At 55.0% G+C, this 26,106-nt stretch carries 26 protein-coding genes; 8 read left to right on the forward strand and 18 right to left on the reverse strand.

Features of this window, described 5'->3' with window-relative positions:
* Positions 1-3: 3 nt before the first annotated feature.
* From QUE75_RS12800 to QUE75_RS12825, 6 genes are all read right to left on the reverse strand, one after another.
* Complete coding sequence (locus tag QUE75_RS12800; RefSeq protein ID WP_286250643.1) at positions 4-771, reverse strand: substrate-binding periplasmic protein; 768 nt, start codon at positions 769-771, stop codon at positions 4-6.
* Between the two features lie 19 nt (positions 772-790).
* Positions 791-1,189: a flagellar export chaperone FliS gene (gene fliS, locus QUE75_RS12805; protein ID WP_286250645.1), complete on the reverse strand. Its 399-nt coding sequence runs from the start codon at positions 1,187-1,189 to the stop codon at positions 791-793.
* Between the two features lie 66 nt (positions 1,190-1,255).
* Entirely contained in the window at positions 1,256-3,223 is a 1,968-nt protein-coding gene (gene fliD / locus QUE75_RS12810) for a flagellar filament capping protein FliD (protein WP_286250646.1), read from the reverse strand.
* A gap of 193 nt (positions 3,224-3,416) precedes the next feature.
* On the reverse strand, positions 3,417-3,851 hold the full coding sequence (locus QUE75_RS12815; protein ID WP_286250649.1) for a flagellar protein FlaG: 435 nt from the start codon (positions 3,849-3,851) through the stop codon (positions 3,417-3,419).
* Between the two features lie 71 nt (positions 3,852-3,922).
* Positions 3,923-5,380, reverse strand: a complete 1,458-nt coding sequence (locus QUE75_RS12820; RefSeq protein WP_286250651.1) for a flagellin N-terminal helical domain-containing protein — start codon at positions 5,378-5,380, stop codon at positions 3,923-3,925.
* A gap of 525 nt (positions 5,381-5,905) precedes the next feature.
* Positions 5,906-6,268: a nucleotidyltransferase family protein gene (locus tag QUE75_RS12825; RefSeq protein WP_286250653.1), complete on the reverse strand. Its 363-nt coding sequence runs from the start codon at positions 6,266-6,268 to the stop codon at positions 5,906-5,908.
* Between the two features lie 318 nt (positions 6,269-6,586).
* On the opposite strand from QUE75_RS12825, the gene QUE75_RS12830 reads away from it, so the two are divergent.
* The 6 genes from QUE75_RS12830 (at position 6,587) to QUE75_RS12855 (ending at position 11,816) form a co-directional block, all read left to right on the forward strand.
* On the forward strand, positions 6,587-8,059 hold the full coding sequence (locus QUE75_RS12830; protein WP_286250654.1) for a flagellin: 1,473 nt from the start codon (positions 6,587-6,589) through the stop codon (positions 8,057-8,059).
* Between the two features lie 203 nt (positions 8,060-8,262).
* On the forward strand, positions 8,263-8,502 hold the full coding sequence (locus tag QUE75_RS12835) for a type II toxin-antitoxin system Phd/YefM family antitoxin (protein ID WP_061333890.1): 240 nt from the start codon (positions 8,263-8,265) through the stop codon (positions 8,500-8,502).
* A gap of 1 nt (position 8,503) precedes the next feature.
* A complete protein-coding gene (locus QUE75_RS12840) occupies positions 8,504-8,890 on the forward strand; it encodes a type II toxin-antitoxin system VapC family toxin (RefSeq protein ID WP_286250658.1) in 387 nt (128 codons plus the stop codon).
* Positions 8,891-9,015: 125 nt separating this feature from the next.
* On the forward strand, positions 9,016-9,297 hold the full coding sequence (locus QUE75_RS12845) for a type II toxin-antitoxin system ParD family antitoxin (protein WP_286250660.1): 282 nt from the start codon (positions 9,016-9,018) through the stop codon (positions 9,295-9,297).
* 65 nt (positions 9,298-9,362) lie between these two features.
* The gene (locus QUE75_RS12850; protein WP_286255690.1) at positions 9,363-9,641 is read left to right on the forward strand and encodes a type II toxin-antitoxin system RelE/ParE family toxin; all 279 of its coding nucleotides are present in this window, start codon (positions 9,363-9,365) and stop codon (positions 9,639-9,641) included.
* 171 nt (positions 9,642-9,812) lie between these two features.
* The gene (locus tag QUE75_RS12855; RefSeq protein ID WP_286250662.1) at positions 9,813-11,816 is read left to right on the forward strand and encodes a tetratricopeptide repeat protein; all 2,004 of its coding nucleotides are present in this window, start codon (positions 9,813-9,815) and stop codon (positions 11,814-11,816) included.
* Between the two features lie 62 nt (positions 11,817-11,878).
* Here the strand turns inward: QUE75_RS12855 and sbcB are convergent, their stop codons facing one another.
* Together sbcB and QUE75_RS12865 are read right to left on the reverse strand one after the other, a co-directional pair.
* Complete coding sequence (gene sbcB, locus QUE75_RS12860; RefSeq protein WP_286250663.1) at positions 11,879-13,327, reverse strand: exodeoxyribonuclease I; 1,449 nt, start codon at positions 13,325-13,327, stop codon at positions 11,879-11,881.
* A gap of 46 nt (positions 13,328-13,373) precedes the next feature.
* Positions 13,374-14,267 carry a DUF6160 family protein gene (locus tag QUE75_RS12865; protein ID WP_286250665.1) on the reverse strand — a complete coding sequence of 298 codons (894 nt, stop codon included), beginning with the start codon at positions 14,265-14,267 and terminating at the stop codon, positions 13,374-13,376.
* 370 nt (positions 14,268-14,637) lie between these two features.
* Between QUE75_RS12865 and QUE75_RS12870 the strand changes: the two genes are divergently transcribed.
* Both QUE75_RS12870 and QUE75_RS12875 read left to right on the forward strand, forming a co-directional pair.
* A complete protein-coding gene (locus tag QUE75_RS12870; RefSeq protein WP_286250666.1) occupies positions 14,638-15,666 on the forward strand; it encodes a response regulator in 1,029 nt (342 codons plus the stop codon).
* A gap of 2 nt (positions 15,667-15,668) precedes the next feature.
* Entirely contained in the window at positions 15,669-16,625 is a 957-nt protein-coding gene (locus QUE75_RS12875) for a GGDEF domain-containing protein (RefSeq protein WP_286250667.1), read from the forward strand.
* 115 nt (positions 16,626-16,740) lie between these two features.
* On the opposite strand, the gene QUE75_RS12880 is transcribed toward QUE75_RS12875, so the two are convergent.
* From QUE75_RS12880 to QUE75_RS12925, 10 genes are all read right to left on the reverse strand, one after another.
* Entirely contained in the window at positions 16,741-17,448 is a 708-nt protein-coding gene (locus QUE75_RS12880; RefSeq protein WP_286250669.1) for a hypothetical protein, read from the reverse strand.
* A complete protein-coding gene (locus QUE75_RS12885; RefSeq protein ID WP_286250670.1) occupies positions 17,445-17,885 on the reverse strand; it encodes a hypothetical protein in 441 nt (146 codons plus the stop codon). The genes QUE75_RS12880 and QUE75_RS12885 overlap by 4 nt, the downstream gene beginning before the upstream one ends.
* Positions 17,886-18,177: 292 nt before the next feature.
* Positions 18,178-18,546, reverse strand: coding sequence for a histone-like nucleoid-structuring protein, MvaT/MvaU family (locus tag QUE75_RS12890; RefSeq protein ID WP_286250672.1), 369 nt, complete (start codon positions 18,544-18,546; stop codon positions 18,178-18,180).
* Positions 18,547-18,757: 211 nt separating this feature from the next.
* Complete coding sequence (gene tviB, locus QUE75_RS12895; RefSeq protein ID WP_286250674.1) at positions 18,758-20,020, reverse strand: Vi polysaccharide biosynthesis UDP-N-acetylglucosamine C-6 dehydrogenase TviB; 1,263 nt, start codon at positions 20,018-20,020, stop codon at positions 18,758-18,760.
* A 69-nt stretch (positions 20,021-20,089) separates the two neighbouring features.
* Positions 20,090-21,373 (reverse strand): type II toxin-antitoxin system HipA family toxin, encoded by a 1,284-nt coding sequence (locus tag QUE75_RS12900; protein WP_286250676.1) that lies wholly within the window; start codon positions 21,371-21,373, stop codon positions 20,090-20,092.
* Complete coding sequence (locus tag QUE75_RS12905) at positions 21,370-21,642, reverse strand: helix-turn-helix domain-containing protein (RefSeq protein WP_286250677.1); 273 nt, start codon at positions 21,640-21,642, stop codon at positions 21,370-21,372. Before QUE75_RS12905 ends, QUE75_RS12900 begins: the two co-directional genes overlap by 4 nt.
* Positions 21,643-21,771: 129 nt before the next feature.
* A complete protein-coding gene (locus tag QUE75_RS12910) occupies positions 21,772-23,325 on the reverse strand; it encodes an MBL fold metallo-hydrolase RNA specificity domain-containing protein (protein ID WP_286250679.1) in 1,554 nt (517 codons plus the stop codon).
* Positions 23,326-23,349: 24 nt separating this feature from the next.
* Entirely contained in the window at positions 23,350-23,781 is a 432-nt protein-coding gene (locus QUE75_RS12915) for a putative toxin-antitoxin system toxin component, PIN family (RefSeq protein WP_286250681.1), read from the reverse strand.
* Between the two features lie 14 nt (positions 23,782-23,795).
* Complete coding sequence (locus QUE75_RS12920; RefSeq protein WP_286250682.1) at positions 23,796-24,071, reverse strand: type II toxin-antitoxin system Phd/YefM family antitoxin; 276 nt, start codon at positions 24,069-24,071, stop codon at positions 23,796-23,798.
* An 81-nt stretch (positions 24,072-24,152) separates the two neighbouring features.
* Entirely contained in the window at positions 24,153-26,099 is a 1,947-nt protein-coding gene (locus QUE75_RS12925; protein ID WP_286250684.1) for a polysaccharide biosynthesis protein, read from the reverse strand.
* Positions 26,100-26,106: the final 7 nt, after the last annotated feature.

A 26,106-nucleotide genomic window follows, 5' to 3' on the forward strand; every position in this document is an offset into this window, starting at 1 on the left:
TGGCTATTGGGCGGAAGAAGTCTGGAAAATGCGCTGTAACTCGCCGTTGTCACGCATGTGTTGCAGCGCTTCTTTGAAAAGGCGAGCGTGTTCCGGGTTGCCGCTGTCTGGTGACATATACAGCCGGGCCTTTTGGCCTTTTACATGCTCCTGCAGACGGAACTCTTCAGCTGGAAAGCCGTAAGCATCAATCGTCATCGCGATGTTGTGATCGCTGGCAAGCACCGCAGAAATCCGCTCCAGCATCAGCATTTCAATGGCTTGCCGAATGTTATAAACCGGCACTTTCAGCACGGCCTCATCCGCTTTGAACGACTCGCCGAGATAGGTACCCCGCACATAGCCAACCCGCTTGCCGGCCAGGCCTTCCAGAGTCAGGGGGAAATCGGTGTCACGCAACGCCATCAGCATCAGATTAAGCTGAAGTACGGTATCGACGGGAAAAGCGTTGTCGTCCAGGTCTGGACTTTGAAACAGAAAAGTAAACTCTGCGCGCCCCGTGAGCAGGTCAAGGATGACCCGCCGCAGAGGAAGCAACTGCGCACTCACGGGCACACCCGAGAGTTCTGATAACCGGTCCATCAGCGTAATCAGACTGCCTTGCAGTTCACCCTGATCATCCTGAAAGCCCCAGGGCCAGACATCCGGAATCGCAAACATCGCCGGCGAACTGGCTGGAAGGCTCTCGCTTGAGCCGACAACTTTATCACTAGCGCTGGCCTGGGCAGCTACAAACAGAAAGGCCACCAACAGCCCGCGAAAAAACGCCATATGTTCGACCAACGCTAACTCAAACCGCCTGCTGCTGGCTCACCACCTCATCACGAATGCCATCCCAGCCGTCTTTCACGGAACGCAGCAGGGTCAGCACTTCATCCAGCTTGGCAACGTCATTCTTGGCACTGGCTTCCAGCAAGGTGCGCTCCATGTAGTCGTATAGAGCCTCCAGCCGGGTGGCCAGCTCACCGCCCTTTTCGAAATCCAGGAACGCCCGCAGGCCACCGATAATCTCAATGGCTTTATTGAGCAACTGAGCCTTGGCTGCGTAATCCTTGGCCTGAATTTTGGACTTGGCCATGTTAATCCGCTCAATCGCGCCGTTATACAGCAGCTGAATCAGCTTGTGCGGGTCTGCATCGGTGATGCTGGTCTGAGTATTAACGCGCTGATAAGCCTGTAAACCGTTCATAAATAACCTCGTGTCACCGTTGTCCGGTATGCCATGGTTGGCTGACCAACCATCAGTATAGCTGAATTAATCGTTCTGCCGGTTCGGCGCCAGGGCCGCCAGCTGCTGAGTCACGTAATCCCGGGTATTGTTGAGCTGGGAGATCAGGGAATCCGCCGCGCTGAACTGGGCCACCAGACGGGCCTGATAGCTCTCAACCCGCAAATCCAGCTTGATTCTGTCTTCCTGGATGCGCTCCAAATCCCGGTTCAGGGCATCAGTCCGGGAGCTCAAGGCACCGTCTGCACCCAGAATGCTGGTAATCGTATCTACCGCACGTTCACTCACGCCTTCAATAAACTTCACCGAGCCGCGATTACCAACGTCACCACCGGTGATACGCACCTGAAGACCAGCGGCATCGCCACCGGCACTGTTTGCCAGGAACAGCACCTGGCCGTCGCCCTGGGCAGTCTGGCCGTTAATGGTACCTTGGACATCCTGGCCGGCGTTGCCGGTGGCGGTGTTCAGCCCCGTGACGTTGCTCAGCCCGGTCAGGCTCACATTGGAATCACTACCAAAGCGATTGGAGGTGAAGGTCAGCCCCTCTGCGGCATCATATGCCACCTGAACCGACCGCCCAGCTGCACTCAACGCAGTATTCTCACGAAGGGCAGTCTGAATGGCAGCGGCAAAATCCTCACCGGAATAATCACCTGCAGCAATCGAGACCGTTGTGGTGGTTTCACCATCCACCCGGAACGTGAAGCTGTTATCTGCTTGAACCTGAATCGCGTCTGCGGTGTTTGGGACAGAGTAATTAAGGCTGCCCCGAGTCGCCATCTGGGTAACATTAATACTGTAATCACCCGGGCGAGTATTAGAGCCGCTACGAACAAACTCCACCTGGGAATCGCTAGTTCTGCCCTGCTCGGCAAACAGAGCGGTTACATCATCCGGGTTTTCCCGAAGCTGCTGCTGAAACTTCTGACTATCAAACTGCAGCTCACCAGTACGAAAATCGGTGCTGATACCCACATCTGCCAGGCTCCGCACACTGGCGTTTTCCAGCCCGGGAATAATATCTGTTAAAACCCGCTTCAACTGGTTCTGAATGTTCCGAACCGTGGAATCCCCGGTCAGAATACTGCCCCGGCCGGTTTCGCTATCGAACGAAGACAGCTCACGAATAGTACCCTGCAGCTCGTTAAACTTATCCACGAACGCCTGAACACGCTCGGCAACCGCCGCCGTGTCCTGCTCCACTTTAATAGTGGACTTACCCTCACCGGTAATGTTGAAGGTCAGCCCGTCCACCACATTTTCAATGGTGTTGGTGGCCCGGCGAATTTCTACGCCGTTGATTTCCATCACCGCATCGCTCGCCGCAATGGTTTGGCGCATGCCATCCACGTTATCGGGATCTGCTGTGTCAAAAGCGAACCGGCTCAAACCCGGAGCGGCACCATCTTCAGTAACGGAAATATTCACGGCATTGGCTTCACCGGTCTCATCCGCAGACAACACCAGTTGGAAACCGTTGCCGGTATCAATTACACCGGCAGACACGCCCGCATTGGCCTCGTTGATGGCATTCGCCAGGCCTTGCAGGGTGTCGTTGGAAGAATCGATGGTGATGTTGGTGGTCTTGTCACCCACTTGAAGCGTCATGGTGCCACGGCCAACGCTGGTGGCATCCCGGTCGGCGAACACATCCCGGCTGGCCAGGGCCTGGGACTGCGCCAGACTTTTCACATCGAGGCTGTAAGAGCCGCGGCTGGCCTTGCTGGCATCCACCGACACATCAATATTGCTACCCGAGGACGTGGCCGAGAACGACTTCATCGCATCCGCAGAACCGAGCTGTCGCATAGGCAGGCGCAGCTCTGTGACGGCACTGCGCAACTTGCCATAGGCGGAAATGAGCGCCTCTGTGCGTTCCGTTTTCTGATCCAGCCGAACTTCCGTGGGCCTGCGCTCCGCAGCCACCAACTGGTCGACAAGATCCGACGTCAAAACGCCGGAGCCGATACCTAACGATGAAATACTGGCCATAACCGTGCCTCCTCAGGGGGGCGAATCTCTGTACTGATCAGTTTATCGGCAGCAGGCGGCAAAACTTTGCCTTTTTTCGGAAAATTCCTATGCCGATTTGTAACAGTGCGTAAACGCAGAACACCGCCGGCTCTTCTCAGAGGCGGCGGTGCTGAAATACCGTCGTTTTCATCCGCGCAAAAGCGGCAAGCTTTTACACCTTGATGTTAAACAACGTCAGCGGTTCGTCCTGCTGCAATTTTTCTGCCAACCTCATTGCCACTTCGTCCGGGATCTGGCGGATCACTTCCTGGGTTTGCTGATCAACCACCCTTACGATGGTCTGGCCCATGTCGTTATCCACTTCAAACTGGAGATCCCGCTGCACGGTTTGAACAAAGTCATTCAACTGGCTAACCGCCTCGTTCAGTTCCTTGCGCTGCTCTTCATTACGGGCCTGCAGCTTTTCAGCCTGCGAAGCCTGTTGAGCAACCTGGGGAGCCTGCACCTGGCGGGTACCGGCAGCCGAAGCAGCAAGGTCAGGGGCGTTCCGGCCCTCGGCCTGAGATGACGACATTGCCTTCGCCGGAGCCTGGGCGCCAGAGCGCACCAGTTTCAGGTCCGGGCTGTTCAGGTTAACGTCATTCATAGCTTTACCTCGCTATCCTTCAACGGCGGAAGGCCGGAACCCGAGGGCTCCGGCCGTTACCGCTATGCCCCTTACTGCAGGAGGGACAGAACCTGCTGCGGACGGGCGTTCGCCTGAGCCAGGACGGAGATACCGGCCTGCTGCAGTACCTGGGATTTAGCCAGGTTGGCAGTTTCTGCCGCGAAGTCAGCGTCCAGGATACGGCTGTTGGAGGCGCTGAGGTTTTCCGAGGTTGTTGCGAGGTTCGCAATAGTGCTTTCAAAACGGTTCTGAATTGCACCCAACGCGCCTCTGAGCCCGTTGACTGTAGTGATTGCAGAATCGATCCGCTTGATGGCATCGTTAGCGTTAGCGACAGTATCAACCTTAACACTCGACAGCGTGCTGGTGTCCTTTGCGATAACGGTGTTATTGTTGGCGAAACCAAGAGCTACACCATCTCCAGCAATAGTAATTTTCTCAGAAGCACTTAAGGTTAGCTTTCCGCCGTTGGTAGCAGTCGCCCCGGCAGTCGTCCCAAGTGTAGTGCCAGCAGCTGCAGTCAAACCACCACCAGCTCCGCCGGCAACAATCTGGTTAATAGTGATATCACGCCCATCCGCAGCTGTCAGAGTCAGATCCGACCCCGAAAGTGAGGCGACAACACCTGTTTCGCTAGATTCAGCATTAATGGCGTCCTTAATCTGCGCTACAGTAAGCACCCCATTATTTTCCTGATCCTGATCCAGGACAGTAACACCATTAATCTCAAGCGTGTAGTTCGCACCCGCTCCTGTGCCAGTTGTGTCTGCAATGGTGAATTCAGCTGTAGTTTCTGCCTCAACCGTCAAGCCAGCAATTCCAGCGCTTTTAATCGCCTCAGCTTTAGCAAATGCACTACTGGAGCTTTGACCAGCCTCAGTTCCAGCCACTGAAGCCCCAATATTAACTGCTGCGCCAGTACCTACAGCGATGGTACCTGTACCTGAGGTGGAGTTGCCGTCAACACGATTAGCGCTTTCCTGCTCAGCAATTTGCCCAATCTGACCAGCCCGAACCCCTTGACTCAGGTTGATCGAGATTGTCTCACCTGCGTTGGCACCGACCTGGAAAGCATCTGTTCCAAAATTACCATCCAAAACCTTCAGACCGTTGAAGGACGTCTGGCTGGCGATTCGATCAATCTCCGCAATCCGCTGCTGGACTTCAGCGTTCAGTGCCGACCGATCAGATGCGCTGTTCGTGGCGTTTGCCGATTGAACCGCGAGCTCACGAATCCGCTGCAGGTTGTTGGTGATCTCATCCAGACCACCCTCTGCCGTCTGGGCTAGAGAAATGCCATCATTAGCATTACGGGTCGCGACATTCAGACCAGAAATTTGAGATTGGAAGCGAGTGGAAATCGCCAGACCGGCAGCGTCGTCCTTGGCGGAGTTGATACGCAGGCCGGAAGACAGGCGCTGAAGAGCCTGATCATTCTGACCCTGAGACTTGCTCAGTTGGTTCTGGGCGTTCAGTGAAGCGACGTTAGTGTTAATACCGAGAGCCATATTGCTTCTCCTTCGACAGATGTCGTTATTTCATGGAAAAGGTCTGGCGCCCGGTTCTCAGTTGGGAGCGCCGCCCTGTTATTCCACTTAACGGCACCCCACCCGGTTGCTTTAGAAAAAATTTCAACGATTTTGTAAAGGAATGTAAAACGTCGAAGTTGAGCCCCGCGACTCTCTTTGAGAGAACCCCATGGCACGGCACTGCGTTAGGCTATCTTGACGGATACGAAACTCGTGTTAGCTTGTCATTACAACTATTGATTCAAATAAAGGAAAATTTATGGATATTGGAACTTTGAAAAAGACTTATTGCCACCTTCTGCAACTCCTTAATGAAGTTGTGAAAAACGAACAACTAGCATCCAAAGAATGCATAGTTACAGGTAACTCCAATTTACCCACGCCTTGGGCGCCAGTCTTCGATAACCTACTTAGCGCACTTGCGGAGGCAGAGATACAGCTAAAGGAAGCTGGGGTGGAGCTATCGTCTATTAACAGCAGTAACTATTACTAAGACGGCAAGCCTCAGGCTGCATAAAGCTCCCTCTGGCCCGTCAACACGGATTGCCGAAAATACGGATTTGTTAAAGAGGCCTTGATGATCAAGTCAACGGGCCGATTGAGAAACGCCTCCAGCCCAAGTTTCAAATCAAAGAAAGCAGCGGCTGTTTGTCGAGCTGACGAGTCGGCATCAAAAGACACAAGAAAATCCAGGTCACTTTCCTCCCGGAAACGATCCGTTGTGGCCGAACCAAAAACCGCAAGGTGGCTGACATGATGACGCCTACAGAGTTCTGCAAGGTCGCCGACGTGTTCTTTGAATATATCTGGAATGGGGTCTCTGCCATGATGCTCTACCCGGTCACGAGAATGCTTAGACTCTATCATAGCCCGATAACAGAGCCCCATATACCTTTGGGGTCAGACCCCAGGACATTTGGTGGAGTGAAATGTACCAACGCAACTCCACAAAACCGGCAATCCTTTTCCCATCCCCCACGCCAACTTTCCGGCGCCAGGCATTACCCTGCTCAAAACCTGATCTAAAAACCATCAATTAAAACAGGCATGTAAAGCCACTTTCTTAAAACTGGCACACCCTTCGCTTGGTATCCGGCAAAACGGCAATTTAACGAATTTCCGCCGGCAAGGGTTCCCCTCTCAGTGGGCACTAGGCTACCGGCACCTCTGAGCAGGAGAATAGATATGCCTCAGGTCATTAACACCAACATTGCGTCGCTGAATGCTCAGCGCAATCTGAATGCTTCGCAGGGCGATGCCAACGTGGCACTGCAACGGTTGTCTTCTGGCCTGCGGATTAACTCTGCCAAAGACGACGCCGCTGGCCTTGCCATTTCCGAGCGCTTCCAATCCCAGATCGCCGGCCTGAACCAGGCCCAGCGGAATGCCAACGACGGCATCTCCCTGGCGCAGACGGCGGAAGGCGCGATGGACGAGATTACCAATAACCTGCAGCGGATTCGGGAACTGGCGGTTCAATCGGCTAATGCGACGAACAGTATTTCTGACCGACAGGCACTGAACCAGGAAGTGCAGCAGCGGATTGAGGAGATCAACCGGATTGCCAGCCAGACTTCCTTTAACGGGTTGAAGGTGCTGGATGGGACGTTTGGAACTCAAACTTTTCAAGTTGGCGCAAACACCGGCGAAACAATAGGCGTTAGCGGACTGGATTCGCGGGGTAGCCAGCTGGGTGCGACAGTTGGCAAAACAACGAACTTCAGCTCACAACTTGTCCCATTCCCTCCAGTAGAAACAAATGCCCTCGGTCTTGATTACGAGACAAACGTGAGCGGGGACCTAATTATCGACGGCACAACCGTCCCCATTACTTACACTGGTGCCGGTGGAAATGACATTGAGGACCTGGCGGCAGAGATACAAGCACAACTCACTACTCCATTCCCGGGACTTACGGTGACCGGAGACACTGCGAACGATACCCTTATCTTCACAAACGAATCAGGGGAGACCGTGCAAGTCGCCATAAACCTAACTGACACCGACACGCCAGCTAGCACCTTCGCTCAGTCTTTTGAGTCTACGGGAGGATCACTCGCAGACTTTTTTACAGCGAATGAGGAGGCGTCCATCGACTTTACGGTAAATGGTATATCCTTCACGGCTGATAATGTCACCTCACTCAACGACGTTATTGGCGCCATCAACGCCCGCTCAAACGAAACGGGTGTCGAGGCTAATCTTGATCGAACCAATCAAGAGATAATTTTTGCATCTCAGTTCGGCGAGGATATCGCTGTTCAGTTCACCGCTGATCTTGACGGTGATGGGGTGGATGATATTGATGTAGACGAAACGTATGCTGCAGCGACCAATACCGCCTCGTTGAACACCACCGATATATCGACTCCAGACGGTGCTGACCTTGCAATGATCACCATCGATTATGCGATCGACAAGATTAACAGCTTCCGCGCCGAGCTAGGCGCCGTCCAAAACCGCTTCGAGTCCACCATCGCCAACCTGAGCACCACATCAGAAAACCTCTCGGCCTCCAACAGCCGAATCCGCGATGCCGACTTCGCAGCAGAAACCGCCGAACTGGCCCGCACTCAGGTGCTCCAGCAGGCCGGCCTCTCCGTACTGGCCCAGGCCAACGCAAGACCCCAGCAGGTGCTCCAGCTACTGCAGGGCTAAGCTCCTGCAGCACAACCAAAACGGCCGGGCTAAACACCCGGCCGTTTTACTTTTGGGGTCAGACCCCAAGACATTTCACCCCATCAAATGTACTGGGGTCTGACCCCAAATTTCGCTTGCCTCGTCCTAGCTACCATTAGCCAATAACGACCCCACGCGCTAAACTAAGTCAATTGAACTAAGCAGCACCGAAGGAGGGCTAGATGGAATCGGTCAACATGCACGAGGCAAAAACCCGGCTGTCGCAACTGGTCGCCCGCGCAGCCAAAGGCGAAGCTTTCATAATTGCAAAGGCGGGCAAGCCTGTTGCCAGGGTAACCGCCTACGATTCTCCTGAAGAGAGCCAACAGAGACGATTGGGTTTCTTGGCGGGCGAATTCAAAGTACCGGACGACTTTGATCGGATGGGGCAAGACGAGATAACCGAGTTGTTCGGAGGGTGACATGAACCTTCTTCTGGACACTCACCTACTGCTCTGGGCCGCAGCGGAGCCAAATAAGTTATCCCCCGAAGCGGCAGCCATGATTAGTAACGAAAATAACAGGCTGTACTTCAGCGCCGCCAGTATCTGGGAAGTCGTCATCAAAAATGGCCTGGGGCGGCCAGACTTTCATGTTGACCCACATCTGCTCCGGCGCGGGCTGGTTGATAACGGCTATACAGAATTGGCAATTTCGTCACTGCACACCTTGGCCGTTAGCCACCTGCCGGAAATCCACAAAGACCCATTCGACAGAATTCTCGTTGCCCAGGCCGAGACAGAGGGCTTCCTGTTGCTGACGGCCGATGATCTGGTCGCGCGTTATCCCGGCCCCGTTCGCCAAGTCTAATTTGGGGTCAGACCCCAAGACATTTCGTCCCATCAAATGTCCGGGGGTCAGACCCCAGATTCGTACTTGGAACCCTCCAACCAGAATGGCAATATATGCCAATGAATACAGGGAGGCTCAGGAGAATGGCAACCAGAAATATCGTTCTGACAGATCATCAGGAGCAACTGGTGGGCAACCTGGTTAAAGCAGGTCGCTACCAAAATGCCAGTGAGGTATTGAGAGAGGGGCTGCGGCTGGTCGAAGAGAAGGAAGTGCAACTGCAACAAAAGCTTCTCGAACTACGCGGAGCCTTGGCGGAAGGGCTGGCAGACGTCGATAATGGCCGCACAGTCACACTGGGCACCGGTGAAGCGATCACAGACTACCTTACCAACAGGGCCGAAGAACTGAATAAAAAGGACTAAACAGCATGCACCCACTATGGACGGTGGAGCTTTCGCAAAATGCCATCTCAGACTTCGACGAAATAATGCGCCACACGCGAGACCAATTCGGTAGCCGTCAGGCTATGAACTACAGCGGGCTGATTGCGCATACCATTCAAGAGCTATCCGACCAAGGCCCTGATCATCCTTTAGCGAAGGATAGATCCGAACTCCTGCCGGGGATCCGAAGCATCAGGATTCAGAGGGAGTCTCAGAAAGCCCGACACACAGTGTTCTTCAAAGCCATATGTGAGACGTCAGCACGCAAGCTCGTCGTCGTGCGAATCCTGCACGACTCAATGGATTTCGCCGAACATCTATAATTTGGGGTCAGACCCCAAGACATTTCGAGGCTGCAAATGTATTGGGGTCTGACCCCAAATTCAAACACCAAACTGGCACACCTTTCGCAACACCTCCCTCAAAGCACGGCAAACCGTCAAAAAACTGCAGACCTTTGCCGCATCGAATCATGGCTGGTAACGAGGTGTTCCATGCACGTACAACATCACAATGCTCATCTTCCCCGCTCGGTTCAGGCGCAGGCGGCGCGGTTGGTTTTGCAGGCGAATCTGGCGTATGGGGAGTCCAACAGTAACGGGCTTTCCTATGTGCAGCGGCTGAAGGCGCGGTTTGAATGCCGGGAGTACCTGGACCAGGCGCTGGCGCTGGAGCCGGAAAACGCGGCGGCCCTTGGCCTGCTGGGCCGGGTGGAGATGGACGACGGCCAGCTGGAGAAAGCCCACGCACTGTTCAATGCCAGCCTGAACAGCCAGCCTGGGCAAGCGCAGCAGTACTGCAACCTGGGTTACTGGGCGCTGAAGAGCGAGCGCCCGGCCCTGGCGGAGGAATACTTCCTGCGGGCGCTGGAGTGCGACCGGCAATCTGCCGCCGCTTTCTGCGGTGCCGCCCACGCCAAGCGCTTGCAGGGGCAATTTGATGTGGCCTACCTGCATTACCGCAAACTGCTGCAAACCGGTTCCCGCTGGGATTCGGTGTATTCCGGCATGCTCACTTGCGCGCAGCACCTGCAGATTCACAAGGCAGACACCGACCTGGCGCAGGATGCCATCGCCCTGCTCCGCAAAGACGGGCTGCCGCACCAGGAAATCGGCCGATTCGTCGGCGCCATCATTCAGCAGCAGTACGATCTGGATAACCCGAATGCCGAGGTCTTTCTGGATGCTGCCGCTGAAGACGAACTGCTGATTCTGGCCCTGCAGAAAACCCTGATGCCCAACGCTGCCGTGGAAGAGCTGGTGGTGATGCTGCGCCGGGCGATCATGGCGGAAGTGGCGCAAACCGCCAGCCTGCGGGATGAACTGCAGCCCCTGTGCCTGGCCATTGCCGAATACGCAGACCGCACCGGTTACGCCCTGGCCGCCGAAGACGATGAAGAGCGCCTGGCGGCCACGATTAACGACAGCATTGTGGCGCAATTCGCCGTGCGCGAACCACAAGAGGCCCTGATTGGCTCGCTGATGATCAGCGCCATGTACGGTGCCCTGTTCCATCAAAGCTTTGCCATGCAGCTGGGGCAATGGAACCTGGTGGACTGGCCCCTGGCCATGCAGCCGATGATGGCCGCCAGCTATTACAGCCGCGCCGAAGAAGAAGCCATCAAACAGAATTTTGACGAAAAAGCGGAAGAGCTCTGCCTGGCCAAAACCGACGTGCCACAAGCCTGGCCGGCATGGAGCCAGCTGGCCTACCGCACCGAAACCAGTTTGAAAGCGGTGATGGCCCAGGAACTTGGACTGAATACAGACAACCTGCCCGCCACCCTCCGCATTCTGGTGTGCGGCGCCCAGTCCGGCCAACGTGCCATGGAACTGGCGCAATACCTTAACGATGTCGAAGTGATCGCGGTAGACGAATCCCTGGCCAACATCGCCAAGGCCACCCGCATGGCGCAAACCCTGAACATGGACAACATCGTGTTCTGGCCCTGGTCCATCGCCCAGCGCTTCGTGGCCGATGGCCATCAGGTCCATTGGGTGGAAGTGGGCCGCCTGCCTTCACCGGCCATGACGGAACTTTCCCTGGCAGCGCTCATCAACAGCGCCTCCATCAGTGGTGCCGTCGTTCACATGCACACCAGCATGGCCGAGCAAACCACCGGCGACAAACAGATCCGCCGATTGATTGCCGAACACCAGCTTCAACCCACCCGCACCAGCCTGCGCCAGCTCCGCCGTATGGTACTGGCCAACAAACAAGACGCGGTATGGGCCAACCTGCTGAAAGACGACGACTTCTACAGCCTCGGCGGCTGCCGCGACCGCTGGTTCCGCCCACAAGACGCCGCCCAGCTCAGAGAACTGCTGGCGCTGGTCAGTAACGAAGTGGAATGGAAACTCGTCAAAGCCCGGGACGAAGACGGCCACAGCCTGGCCACCGCCCCGGTACGACGCCAAATCCAGGCCGAGGCCCTGGGCAGCGAAGTGCAAAGCCTCATGGGCCAGAACCTCAGCGTCTACTTCCAACGCCGCAGATAAACGTTGGGGTCAGACCCCCGGACATTTGGCACCATCAAATGTCTTGGGGTCTGACCCCAATTTTACATGTAGGGGATGAGGGATTCGCCGTAGAGGTGGAGGTCTTCGAGGATTTGCTGGTTCCTGGGCGTGAGCTCCGGGTCGGCGGCGAGCTTTTGCAGGATGCGGCCGTACTCTTCGAGGGAGCGCCAGCCTTGCTTGGGATGCATCAGGCGTTGGCTGCGAAATTCTTCCCAGCGTTCCATTTCTTCGCCGCTCAGAGTGCCCGGGTAATTTCGGGCGCGGTAGCGGAATAGCATGTCTGGCAGGCGTGCGTCTTCGAAGCTCACGTCTTGCTCGCCCAGGGTATCTGCCGGCTGGGTTAACAGCCAGTTCAGTTTCTCCCGATCGGTTTTGCTGATGAAGCCACCGGCGTAGAGTTGTTCGTCCGGGTCGGTCAGGTCGCTGCCGGCGAAATCCTGCTCGAAGGCTTGAGCGATGCGGCCTGGCAGGTCTGGCGCTTGCCGCAGTTTGGCCAGGTTGGCGCGCAGCACGTCGCCATCCAGCTCCAGTTCCGCCAGCCGTTCCGGCGACAGGGTTGACAGCATGTTGGCGGGGGCCAGCACCGGGCATTTGTTCAGCTGCACACCTTTCAACGGAAAACGGCTTACGCCCTCACCCAGTTCTGCCTGTGACGTAAATACCCGCTCGCGAATCTCCTCTACCGTGGCATTGATCAGTTCAGTAGGGTCTTCCCGCAAGTCGTACACAATCACCTGGTTCTTGTTGCTCAGACTTTCTGCCACCGGCGCCACCAGGGCACAGCATCCGCGGGTAGCCGGGTACTTGGCGGAAATGTGGAACACCGGTTTCATGGCGGCGGTGTCCAGCATTTGCCGGGCGGAGTGCTTGTCTTTGTTGCTCAGAACGAAATCAAACAGCTTGGGCTGCTTCTCTTTGATCAGCTTGGCCACGGCGATGGTGGCCAGCACGTCAGACATCGCATCGTGGGCAGCCTCGTGGGCAATGCCGTTAGCCACCGTCAATTCCTCCAGCTTGAAGCTGGGGCTGCCGTCTTCTTTCTTCGGCCAGTTGATGCCTTCCGGGCGCAGGGCGTAGGTCAGTCGCACCATGTCGATGATGTCCCAGCGGGAGTTACCGTTCTGCCATTCCCGGGCGTAAGGATCGCGCAGGTTTCGGTACAGGGTGTGGCGGGTGACTTCGTCATCAAAACGCAGGCTGTTGTAGCCCACGGCGCAGGTGCCGGGCTGGCTGAAGGCTTCGTTGATCTGGGCGATGAATTCCGCTTCCGGAAAGCCGTCTTCCAGCGCTTTCTGCGGAGTAATACCAGTAATCAAACAGGCTTCCGGGGAAGGCAGGTAATCGTCCGTCGGCTTGCAGAAGATCACCAACGGATCTTCGATCACATTCAGATCGGCATCGGTTCGTACGCCGGCGAACTGGGAGGGGCGGTCATGAACCGGGTCCACGCCGAAGGTTTCGTAATCGTGCCAGTAGAAAGAACGGATCAAGGGAGCACTCCTGCCAAACGGATCAATGGCAGGAGTCTACCAAAATTCAAAACAACTTCGTCCCCATATCCACCTGATGAGTCCGTAACCGGTCTACACCATCACCCGTCAACTGGCTCAAGTCCACTGTCATATTCGTAGGCAGGTTGATAAACACCCCCTTACCCACGCTGATGGTGTTGGCGCCATCCAGGCTTTGCCAGTCAACGTTCTCATCACGCTGGAACCCGATGAAGAAGCCATCGGTGAAGGCTACCTCGCCCTCTGCCGCACCTTCGTCACCCACAATGATGGAACGCAGGTTGGTGAGCGGCGCGCAGTTCACGCCAGAAACACAAGACAAGGGCTCATCGCCATTGGGCACAATACCAATGTGGGATGCGCGGTAATTCGTGGCTGTTTCACCGTCACCGGCAAACAATGCAGTATCGTAAATGGTGCCAGACTCTTCTTCCCGTACCTTCAGGCCGGGCATGGCTCCACTAAAGCTGGTGGTATGAGAAGAAACCGAACCCCGCGCCTGCTGGAATCCCAAACGGAAGCCCGCCAGGCCCTGAGCATCTTCAGCCAGTTCGATATAAGGCCGCTGGGCCTCAAAGGGAATCACCTCACCTTCATTATAGGTTCGGCCATTGAATACTTCGCCGTCGGCACGGGCGATATGCCCCAGCGCCAGGTGGCTTGCTGAAAAATCGGTGCCGCCATCAATCTGGCCCACCTGAATATCATCCACATTGACTCGCGTTTCCACGTCCATACCCAGGGTCATCCGGGTGAAGTCATGGTTTTCGCCGGCAATGTTTTCTATCTGCATAAAGGCCTGCCCGGTCACCTCGCCCATTGCATCATCTGAAATGGGCCTAAGATCGGCCTGGGCAACGGGCGAAATACCCAGGCAGAACGTGGCAAGGGCAGCGTATCCATACGCTTGCGTCTTCATATTAGTGTCTCTGATTGTTTTTGTGAGTCAGTTTCCGACGCCGACTCATGCCGCCCGCTTATTTTGTTATTTCGGTGCTGGCATACGGCCACGTTATTCTTTGTAACGTTCTGTGTCTTTTTGACCGTCACCAGACTATAACGGAGGCCTGCGCGTACATAGAGTGACCAAAATCACATTCACTCATTACGTAGATGTCATTTCCTCGTTAAGCATGATCGCCATCACAGGATTACACTTATCCTCACCTGCCCACAGCACGGAAGAAACAATAACCAGCGCACCGGAAATCAATGATGTAGCCTATAGATACATATCATCCGGCACTGCTATACTGAATCACTTTACCCATGGCACTGATCAACCACCGATGTCTACCCAGATTCTGATTTGCGACGACTCTGCCCTCGCCCGCAAGCAAATGGCCCGGACACTGCCTGCTGGCCTGGCGGACGACATCCTGTTTGCGACCAACGGCGAAGAGGCCCTGCAGATTCTTCGCGACCACAAGGCCGAGCTTCTGTTTCTGGATCTCAACATGCCAGAAATAGACGGCTATCAGGTACTTGAACATATCCGTAAGGAAGACCTCCCCGTCTTGACCATTGTGGTCTCCGGCGACATTCAGCCCGAAGCCAGGGAGCGCGTGCGTAAACTCGGCGCCATCGACTTCATCAAAAAACCCACAGACACCGGCCTTGTTACCAGATTGCTCGAGGAGTACGGCTTTTATCGCCCCGGCGAACTGGAAACCGCAGCGCTGAAGGATTCCTCTCTGCGCAGCAGCGTAGGCAAAGCCCGGGAAATCTCCGTCAGCCTGAACGACTACCTGCAGGAGATCGCCAATGTATCCATGGGTCGTTCGTCTGACCTCCTGGCACGGCTACTCCGGGTGTTCGTAAAGCAACCGATCCCGAAGGTGGCGTTTATCGCTAATTCCGAACTCCATATGGCCATTTCCGCCGCCCAGCAAGGCGAAGCTTACTCCGCCGTTTGCCAGGGATTTACCGGCGCCGGGCTTGCTGGTGAGGCCCTACTGCTGTTCCAAGACGCCAGTTTTCAGGAAATGGCCGAACTGCTGCATTACGATGTGGTCGAGGGCGAAGCCGTTAACGTGGAAGTGTTGATGGATATGTCCAGCATTCTGTTCGGCGCCTTCCTGAACGGCATTGGCGACCAGCTGGACCTGAAACTCGGCCTGGGCCACCCCACCGTGCTCGGCCAGCATCGGCCAATCAACGAACTGCTGGAACACCACAGCAAACGGGAAGAACAGCTGCTGTGCATCGAGATCAGCTACGCCATCGAAAACCGTGACATCCATTGCGACATGCTGATTCTGTTCACCGAAGACTCGGTGCCTTTCCTTGAAAAACGCCTCGAATACCTGGTGGATTGACCATGGCCTTTCAGAACCCCGAAGCAGGCGCCTTTCACTGGCTGGTAGACATGCTCGAATCGGTCGAGGTTGGCCTCGTGGTGCTGGACCTCGATTTTCGCGTGCAGGCCTGGAATGGCTTTATGGAGCATCACAGCGGCATCACCGGCAGCCAGATCCAGAACAAAGTCCTGTTCGACGTGTTCCCGGACATCCCGAAAGCCTGGCTCACCCGCAAAGTCGATGCCGTCGCCATGCTCAACACCCGGGCCTTCACCTCCTGGGAACAGCGCCCTTACCTGTTCAAATTCCGGAACACCCGGCCCATCACCGGCACGGAAGAGTACATGTTCCAGAACCTCACCATCAGCCCGCTGACGGGGACCACCGGTGAGGTAAACAAAATCTGCCTGCTGATTTACGACGTCACCGAATTCGCCAGCAGCAAACGGGCCCTGGAACGAGCCAACGAACAGCTCGCCAAACTGAGCATGACAGACCGCCTCACCGGCCTGCTCAACCGCGGCACCTGGGAAAACCTGGTAGACGCCGAATACGAACGCTTCCGCCGCTACGGCCAGGCCACCACCCTGGTGATGTTCGACATCGACCACTTCAAACCGGTCAACGATAACTACGGCCACCTGGCCGGCGACGAAGTCATTCGCCACACCGCCCAGACCACCCGCAATAACATCCGCCAATCCGACAGCGCCGGCCGCTACGGTGGCGAAGAGTTCGGCATCATCCTCCCGGAAACCGATGCAGAGAGCGCCCGTCTCATCTGCGAGCGCATTCGCGAAAGCATCGAAAAAAGCACCGTGGAGACCAGCGCCGGCAACATCACCTACACCATCAGCATGGGCATCGCCCAACTCACCGACGAGCCTGAGAACTATATGCAGTGGATGCAGAAGGCGGATGAGGCGCTGTATGCGGCCAAGGAGAGTGGCAGGAACAGAGTGGTAGTTGCTGAATAATCGCGAGGTTGGCGATTGGCGCTGGCAGAACGGTGTGCAGGGTGGCGTTTTGGTTGATGAGGTCGGGGCCTCCTCAAGCAGCAGCACTTCCAGAAGGGACAGGGAACTGGGACGCTTAAGAATTCGCCCCGCCAACAGTAATCACCAATTCCCTTTGCTCAGCCTCCAAGCGATGACATATACGCTGTGCAAGGTGCTTTTCATCCGGATCGGCGGCAGCCCCTAACAGACTGAAATACTTGTCTTGTAGCTCCAAGTTATACCGCATGGCACGCTGTAACTCTTCTTCATCACGGCCAGGACCCTGACGCCAAGATAAAGACCGCGAAAGCTCACGAAAGAGATTTATGTCAGGCGACCGACCATTGCCAACCGCCATAACGATCTCCGTCAACTCAACGATCGATGCTAAATCCTCCGGCCGACAATCCCCCATCAGAAGCTGTAACCTCTTGTCCGCAAAAGGTGCAGGGAGATCTATGGGTATCCCATCCCACATAGCCCTGGCATCAGGCTTAACCTCATAGCGGTCTCCAACCGCTTTCAGAGCCGGCGCAACCACCTCACGCCATGTTTTGTCGTCCAGTACTTCCGGCAAACGGGTTCCCTTCAATAGGAGAAACAACGCAGAGACAGGTTGATGGTTCGCGACGTCAAACCCTTTACCCAATGCACTAACCGCTTCGCTGTCGTCAACGGTCACACGAACTAGTCGACGGAAAGGATACCTTTCAAAAATCAGATGGATGTAATTGTCCAAATCAACCTGGGCACCGTCCTCATTACGCAAAAACTCGTCCTGAGATTGATCAACGCTCTTCATAATTCGATGTCTCCAGTCACAAAATCAATCTGGCTAATCAATTCACTCCAATTGTCTTCTGCCAACACTCCAGCCTCGATACAAAATGCGCAGTGACGTTTCTTACAGGTTTCTGTATCGTGAAGTAACACTCCACTACTTAGAACGGGCGAAAACTCTCTAGACTCTCGCGGCTGAACAGTCTGCAGATAGTCCCGGAGTGCCGCTTCCGCCTGAAGCTCTGTTGCAAATGGGCCTAGGTCATCCTCATCTCTGGTAAGGGCAAACCATCCAACTGAAGTATTGACCAGCCGAGACTCGTTCGCCCTGACGAACCGTGAGCGTTCCGGGAAATCGGCATCGCCACCATCGTTCTCTGGGCTTCCCTGAGCCCTATCCGACGGTTTCCCTGGTTCTTGGGCCGACCCTTTGTTCCGGACAGAGAATAGTTTCGCCATGAATCACCCAACATTCGGTTTACAGAAAAAGATACTCATGGACTGAGTATAGTTATATCGAACAACCCATACCATACTTTAAGATCAAAACTCCCAGGATGGATGAAAGCATGCTAATTTTTAGTGACCTAAAAGCATTTGAGTGAGCAGCCTCATGGATCGTGAGACTCAAGATTCTACGAGAGATAAACGTTAAACTGGGGCGGGAACTTTGCAGATAGGGGGGCAACGAATATGCCCCCCAAAAAAAGCGCTAGGTATTAACCAAGATGCGCCAACTAGAACTGACCCATCAATCCTGCTGCCAACTCTGAACAGCTTCCTTGCCATATTTTTCACGCCACTCATTCAGAGTTTTGTGATTGCCGCCACGAGTCTTCACCACATCACCGGTGTGAGGATTTTTATAAGTTTTCATCGGGCGTTTAGCGCGAGTACCAGTCGAAATATCTGCTTTGACACCCGCGATAGACGGATCAATAGCTAACAAAATCTGCAAAAAATCTTTAGGAGATTTTTTATACTCACTCATTAAATCACGAACTTTATTTTCAAACTCCAGTTCGCCTTTCAGTGCCTGATCCTTCTCGAGCTGTTCCAGCTCAGCGGCCAGCTTTTCCATCAGCTGCTTTTTCTGGTAGTAATCGTTAATCTTTGCCATGGAAATATAACCTTATTCGATGTGTTTATACTGAAGCATTGAATATGACGAGAAGTCGGCACCAATCATAATAAACAATTTACAAATTGGCAAAATAAAACGTTTACAACTCATTAATAAAAAGCCCGACAACAATGCCGGGCTTTTCGAAGTTGGGGTCAGACCCCGATACATTTCGCACTATCAAATGTCTTGGGGTCTGACCCCAAACTCATAGTCTTAAGTCTGCATGCCCCAACGGCAACACACCCTTCAAATCAAAAAGGATGCCATCACTATTAGTAAAAGCACGTAGCTCATCAGCATTCAAAGCCGCATATTCCCTATGGGGAACAGCCAGTAACACAGCATCATAGTTCCCTTTAGCCGGCTCTGGTAACAATGAAATACCATATTCATGCTCTGCTTCGGCATTATCTGCCCAGCAGTCGGTAACATCCACCTGGCAGCCATAATCCTGAAGCTCGCGAACCACATCAATCACACGGGTATTGCGCAAATCCGGGCAATTTTCTTTAAAGGTAAAGCCCATAATCAAAATACGGGAATCGGCAATGGTGTGGCCTTTTTTAATCATTGCCTTCACCAGGGCCGACGCAGCATAAGGCCCCATATTGTCATTCACCCGGCGGCCAGCCAGGATAATCTCCGGGTTATAGCCAATGGCCTGGGCTTTATGGGTCAGATAATACGGGTCTACCCCAATACAATGCCCGCCCACCAGGCCGGGTTTAAACGGCAAGAAATTCCATTTGGTTCCGGCCGCGGCCAATACTTCATTGGTGTCGATCTTCAAACGAGCAAAGATCATCGACAACTCATTCATCAACGCAATATTCAAATCCCGCTGGGTGTTTTCAATCACCTTGGCAGCTTCCGCCACCTTAATGGAACTGGCCTTGTGGGTACCGGCGGTGATGATATCCGCATAGAGGGCATCCACTTCGTCGGCAATTTCCGGCGTAGAGCCGGACGTCACCTTCATAATGGTCGTCACCCGGTGCTCTTTATCGCCCGGGTTGATCCGCTCGGGGCTGTAACCGGCGAAGAAATCCTGGTTGAACGCCAGGCCAGACAGCTTTTCCAGCACCGGCACGCACACCTCTTCGGTGGCACCCGGGAACACCGTGGATTCGTAAATTACGATGTCGCCCTTCTTCAACACATTGCCCACACTCTCGCTGGCCTTCACCAGCGGCGTCAGGTCTGGGCTTTTGTATTCATCAATGGGCGTAGGCACCGTCACAATGTAGATCTGGCAATCGGCAATGCCCTCCAGCGAATCCGTAAACGACAAATGCTTCGCCGCCGCCAACTCATCCGCAGACACCTCACGGGTAAAGTCCACGCCATCCTTCAGCTCGGCAATGCGCTTGCTGTTGATATCAAAACCAACCACCTCGCGCTTCTCACCAAAGGCCGCTGCCAAAGGCAAGCCCACATAGCCAAGACCTACCACTGCGATCTTCTTCATTAATCCTCCAATTTTGGGGTCAGACCCCAAGACATTTTGATCGGTCAAATGTTCTGGGGTCTGACCCCATTATTTAATGTTCTGCTGATAGGCTTGATCAAGCTGCTGCTGGATAAGCCGGGTCGTCTCGGCGCTCACGCCCAGCGCCTTCGCTGTGGCAGAGAAACCGGCCAAGGCATCCAGTACCCGCTCTATTCCCTGCCTCGCCTGTTCCCAGCTGGCAAAGCCTGCTTCGGCGGCCAGCTTTTGCATGGCCTTCAACGGCGGTTTCTTGCCAAACCCGGCATAAGACGTGCTGTGTTCGCCAAACCGGCCGGGGCTAAAGGTCACGTCATAAAATGGTGCAGGCTGCCAATCGCCATCATCGCTTTGCAGAAACGCCCAGTTCTTGCTGTGATCGTCCTGGTTCACTGCGAACAAATTAAACACTGCGCGCAAGAACTGCAGCTGCGCCGCGTTAACGCCACGGCATAACTGGCCACTGGCTTTAATCAAATCCTCATAATCCAGGCTGGGCGCCCGGAAGTCCGCATCCAGCAAACCACAGGCACTGTGCAGATGAACGCAACCGGGTACATCCTCTGGGCGCCACACCCGGTCAAATCGCTCAACCGCTAACCAGGCCCTGGCGCCCGATGCCTCGGGAGCCGGCAGCAACTGCCAGCGGGGAGGCTGCAATCCCGCGCGCTCTGCCAGTGATAAATAAACCGCCTCACACAATCCTTCTTCATGGCCCAGAGGCAGGTTGGCAGAGGTAAACTTAACCAGCCAGGCTTCATCACCAGCGATGGGCCGGGTGCGACACACGCCGTACTCCCCTTCAGCAAAATACAGCTGCGCCTTGGGCCGCGCGCCTGCAGAACTTCCGGCGGCCACCAGTTCGGCCAACACATCCGTAGTTTGCCCATCGAATACGGCCTGCGCCTGAAGCCCAAGCTCTGCTGTTTCAATCAGCTTGTCATCCGCGACCGGAGCAAATTCCGCCACAGGCGTATAACTCAGTGCACCGATGCCCGTGGCGCCCACAAACGCCAGCCTGTCCATCGGCGTTACCTGGGCTGGCAGAATACCCTGCTGACGAAACACCCGGTCCATCAACAGTAACCCCCAGCCATCAGGCAGAGAATCCGCGAACACCCCCGGCAGCCCGCCATGGGGATCACGGGGAGCCAGCTGCACCGTCGCATCCCACTTCAATGCAAAGGGCGACAACGGGCTGAACCTGGCCAGGTAATCTGCATCGTACTGAAAGAATACGCCTTGCCGGTTCTGCGCCAGGCCACCAACCAGGGCCCGCTGCCCATCGCTGAACGTGCGCCAAACCGCTAACTGGCGAACCGGAGCAAAACTCACCGGGCAAGCACCTCATCCAGTGAACGCGGCATAGGCTCTTGCTCCGCGCTCGTCAAATCCTGTAACCGATGAAGATCATCCACGCACTGCCACAACAGTATGAACTGCCGTAACGAAATCTGCCCCGTGGTTTCAAATTTCTTGATGGTCGGTGCCGGCACAGTACTGCGCGCCGCCAGCACCGCCCGCGACCACTTCAAGGCCTTCCGCCGCTCCTGCACATACGCCGCAAAGGCAACCTGTACATCCCGCCCTGAAATCAGATTCACAGAGATACCTCCATATCCAAAAACAAGTTAATTATATCAAATTGGACATAGTGGTATCTATTTTAAATTGGGGTCTGACCCCAAGACATTTTGATCGGTCAAATGCTCTGGGGTCTGACCCCAAATCTGTTAATCCGGTATCACCACGTCAGTGACGGGCACCAACTTTCGCAGCTTCCCCAGTTTTGCCTGCAAAGCCCGCTTCGCCCCCTCATCCCCATGCACAATCCGAATCTCGCTGGGCGGTTGTGGAATGCCCTCCACAAAACGCAGCAAATCCTCCTGCCCGGCGTGGGCGGAATAGCCACCTACGGTGTGCACCTGCGCCCGGATATCATACCGTTCACCATCCAGCTCTACCCAACCGCCGCGAGGGCCGTAGGTCAGAATGTTGCGGCCCGGCGTTCCAGCTGCCTGATAACCCACGAACAACACATCGTTGCGTGCATCGCCCAGCATCGCTTTCAGATAATTTACCACCCTGCCGCCAGCGCACATACCGGAACCTGCGATGACCACACAGGGGCGATGGGATCTGGCCAGGTATTCCACAGCATTGAGGTGGTCTTCGTGGGAATTGATAACGGTAAGCTGCTCGAAAGAAAGCGGGTGGCGGCCCGCTGCCACCAGGGCACGGGCTTCTTCATCCCAGAAGGGTTTGAGGTCTCGGTAGATTTTGGTGAACTCGGCGGCCAAGGGAGAATCGACGACGATTTCGAGGTTGCTCCAGAAACCACCAAACTCCGCAATCAACCCTTCAATCTCATACAACAACTCCTGAGTCCGGCCAATGCTAAACGCCGGGATCAGTACCGTGCCGCCGTCTTCAAGCGCATGTTCCAGAACTGCCTTCAGCCGATAACGCCGCGCTTCCCGGTCTTCGTGGTTCTTATCGCCGTAAGTACTCTCAATCACCAGGCGATCAGCACGCTCCGGGGGCGCGGGCTCCGGCAGCAACGGGGAATGGGGCGCGCCGAGATCACCGCTGAACACAATACGCTCAGCCGCCGTGCCAGACACCGCATCACACTCCACATAAGCCGAACCCAGAATGTGCCCGGCCCTCTGCAGGCGCACCTTTAAACTCCTGGCCTCTTCCTCAAACACCGAATGCCAACGGCCGTAAGGCAGCGGCACCACCCTCGCCCGTATCAGTTCCAAAACACGGTGAATCAAAGCGCGATCCCGGGTGAAGCCAATCTTCAGGGCGTCTTCCAAGATTTCCGGGAGCATGATGGCGGAGGGTTCGGAGCAAATGATGGGCCCATCAAAGCCGGCAGCGAGCAGGTAGGGAATGCGGCCCACGTGGTCGATGTGAACGTGGGTAACCACCAGGGCGCGGATGTGGTCGATGGGGAAATCGATGGCCAAGTCGGCGACAGAAGAACCTCGGGATTCTTCCTGGCCCTGGAACAGGCCGCAGTCTATGAGGATGCCAGCTTGTGGGATTGCCGCTGGCTCACGGGGCCTGCTACGGGGTCTGTCCCCCTGGGGACTGACCCCAATCGCACCAAGCCTGGCGTAACCCGCTGACAGAAGGGTGGGGTCTGACCCCGAGGGGTCAGACCCCTTTGTAGGAGGCGAATTTGGGCGCCATTGGCCCTTACTAGCCTGCAACAACCGAAGCTCATGGCAAGAGCCGGTCACGCCACTTACGGCGCCGTGATGCCTTATCTCAATCATCTCAACAATCCTTGTTGCCTATCACTAAAGCCCACCATGCCTGGCCCAAAAATCCGCGGGTGTCACCACAGGGAACTGACCAGCCAAAGCGAGCAAGTCTTTATCACCGGTAATCAGGTAATCCACACCATGGGCTTGCATCCCAGCCACAAGAGTTCCCAATACCGGCGTATCGTTCTTATCCCGAACAGCGTCATCCGGCAACTTAACGGGATCAACCAACTCCGCCAGAAAACTGAGAATATCAACCAGATCATCAATCTCAGCATCTGTCATGCTATGGCGATGGGAGAGCCTTGGTAAAACTCTGCGAATTTCGTCAAGAATATACTCGGAGAGAACAACGTCCAATGCCCCGGCCCGCCAGGCCTGCATCACTCTCCCCGGCGCGCTCGAAGGGTATGCCAACCCCGAAATAATGACATTGGTATCAAGAACTACCTGAATAGAAGCCATCCCTGGATTAACCTCTAAGACGTTTCCGACCGGGCGCCCGAAATCGCCTCCTCAATTTCCCGCAGCCCCTCCTCCTGAGGAACCCCGGCAAACCCCTGCTCCAATCTCACACTTAAGGCCTCAAAACGGGCCTCTAAACGACGAATCCGATTGAACAAGCGAGCATCCACCAAAGCCGCCACTGGCTTGCCGTCTTTCTTGATCAACACGCTGTCATGCCGGTACTGAACCTGATTGATCATCTCCCCCAGGTTCTGACGGAACTTTACTGCACTGGTTTCTGTGATCATGGCAGCCTCCAACCATATTGACCATATCGATCATAACGGTAGCCGCTACAAAATACCAGACCAGAATAGTTCTTTCCGAACCTACTTAAGATGAACAACCTTACCCTGGTCATCTCCATAAATTGCCGACTTGCCATCACTACACCAGACAAGATCCGCCACTTCATCATTAGGCGAATACCCGGTACGCGCTTCTTTCAACAACTCAACCGCTGCCGCACAATCAAACATCTGGCTCGCCCTGGCAAATTTACCGAGCAACTCATTAACCTCCTCCCAAGGCAGTGACACCTCTCGCGCCATCATAATACGAGGGTGCGCCGTGCCTTGGGGGTTGTCACCAATCAACAACTCCTCGTAAAGTTTCTCCCCTGGGCGCAAGCCGGTATAAATAATCTCAATATCACCCTCAGGACATTCCTCACTCTTCTCATCAAGCCCCATCAGATGAATCATCTTGCGAGCAAGATCTGCAATCTTAACCGGCTCGCCCATATCCAAAACGAACACTTCGCCGCCCTGCCCCATACTGCCAGCCTGGAGCACCAGCTGGCTCGCCTCAGGAATGGTCATGAAATAACGAATAATATCCGGATGGGTCACGGTTATTGGGCCGCCATCCCGAATCTGGTCCCGGAATAATGGCACCACAGATCCAGACGAGCCCAGCACATTGCCAAAGCGCACCATGGAAAACACCGTTTTGCTCTGGCGCTGGGCCAACCCCTGCAAAACCAGCTCCGCCAATCGTTTACTGGCACCCATCACATTAGTGGGGCGAACAGCTTTGTCGGTAGAGATCAAAACAAAACGCTCAACCCCAGCCGCAATAGCCGCTTCAGCGGTATGCCAGGTACCGAACACATTATTCTGAATACCCTCAATAACGTTATGCTCAACCAGCGGCACATGCTTGTAGGCCGCCGCGTGATAGACAGCCTGAATCCCGAAAGCACGCATTACAGTTTCACAGCGGCGGCGATGAATAACGCTACCAAGCACAGCGTGAAGTGATACATCCAGTCCTTCAATCTGATTGATCGACTGCAGTTCCCGCTCAATCGAATACAGAGAAAACTCCGACTGCTCAAACAGCACCAGAGTGCGCGGCTTGTGCCTCAGAATCTGTCGGCAGAGTTCAGAACCGATCGAGCCGCCAGCACCGGTGACCATAACCGACTTACCGTACAGGCTCTGCGAAACCGTTGCTGTGTCTGGGCGCACCGGGTCTCTGCCAAGCAAATCTTCGATCTCCAGGTCGCGAATATCGTTGATTCGCGCTACGCCGGCAACCAATTCGGACATGGAAGGGACAGTTTGGACGGGAACCGCAAGGCCTTCTAGAGTTCGCATGAGCTCTTTACGATTGACTGGGTCGGACTCCTCTATAGCCAACAACACCCGGGAAACGTCCAATTCCCGGATCGCTTTATCGATAAACTCCAGAGAATAAACCGGCAAATTACCAATCATCGACTTGTGATTGGCATCCACCATCGATATGAAGCCAGCCGGCCGGTATTCCACACCCTGCGAAAGAGCAGAAGCCAACTGCATGCCCTTCAAGCCGGCACCCACAATTAAAACACCATCCTTGGAACGGTCGCCACGGCGCCGCACAACTGCACGCACAGCAAACCGGGTACCCGCTACCAACACAAATGCAAACGCGCCGTAGATAACCGGCACGGAACGGGGAACCAGCGCCTGAAACACAAAGCCAAGTACAATCAACGCAATACTCGAGAAGGCAACACCTACCAAAATTGCCAGGAAAGCATGCTCGCTGATATAGCGAATGACAGCGCGATATAACCCAAGCTTTACAAACGCAGCTATGGTAACGGCCACGGTAGCGGACGACACCCAAAGCTGCCTTTCTGAAGGCAGCCAGGCCGAGCTCTCAAAACGGAGCGCAAACGCTGCCCATATCGCCAACGACAACAGCACTAAATCCGTCGCAACGGAAATTACCCGCTTCTTGGGGCGAGATAGATGCAGTATGCGATTGACCAGCTTATTTCTCACCAGCACT

It is taken from the genome of Marinobacter shengliensis, from assembly GCF_030297115.1.
GTDB lineage: Bacteria > Pseudomonadota > Gammaproteobacteria > Pseudomonadales > Oleiphilaceae > Marinobacter > Marinobacter shengliensis.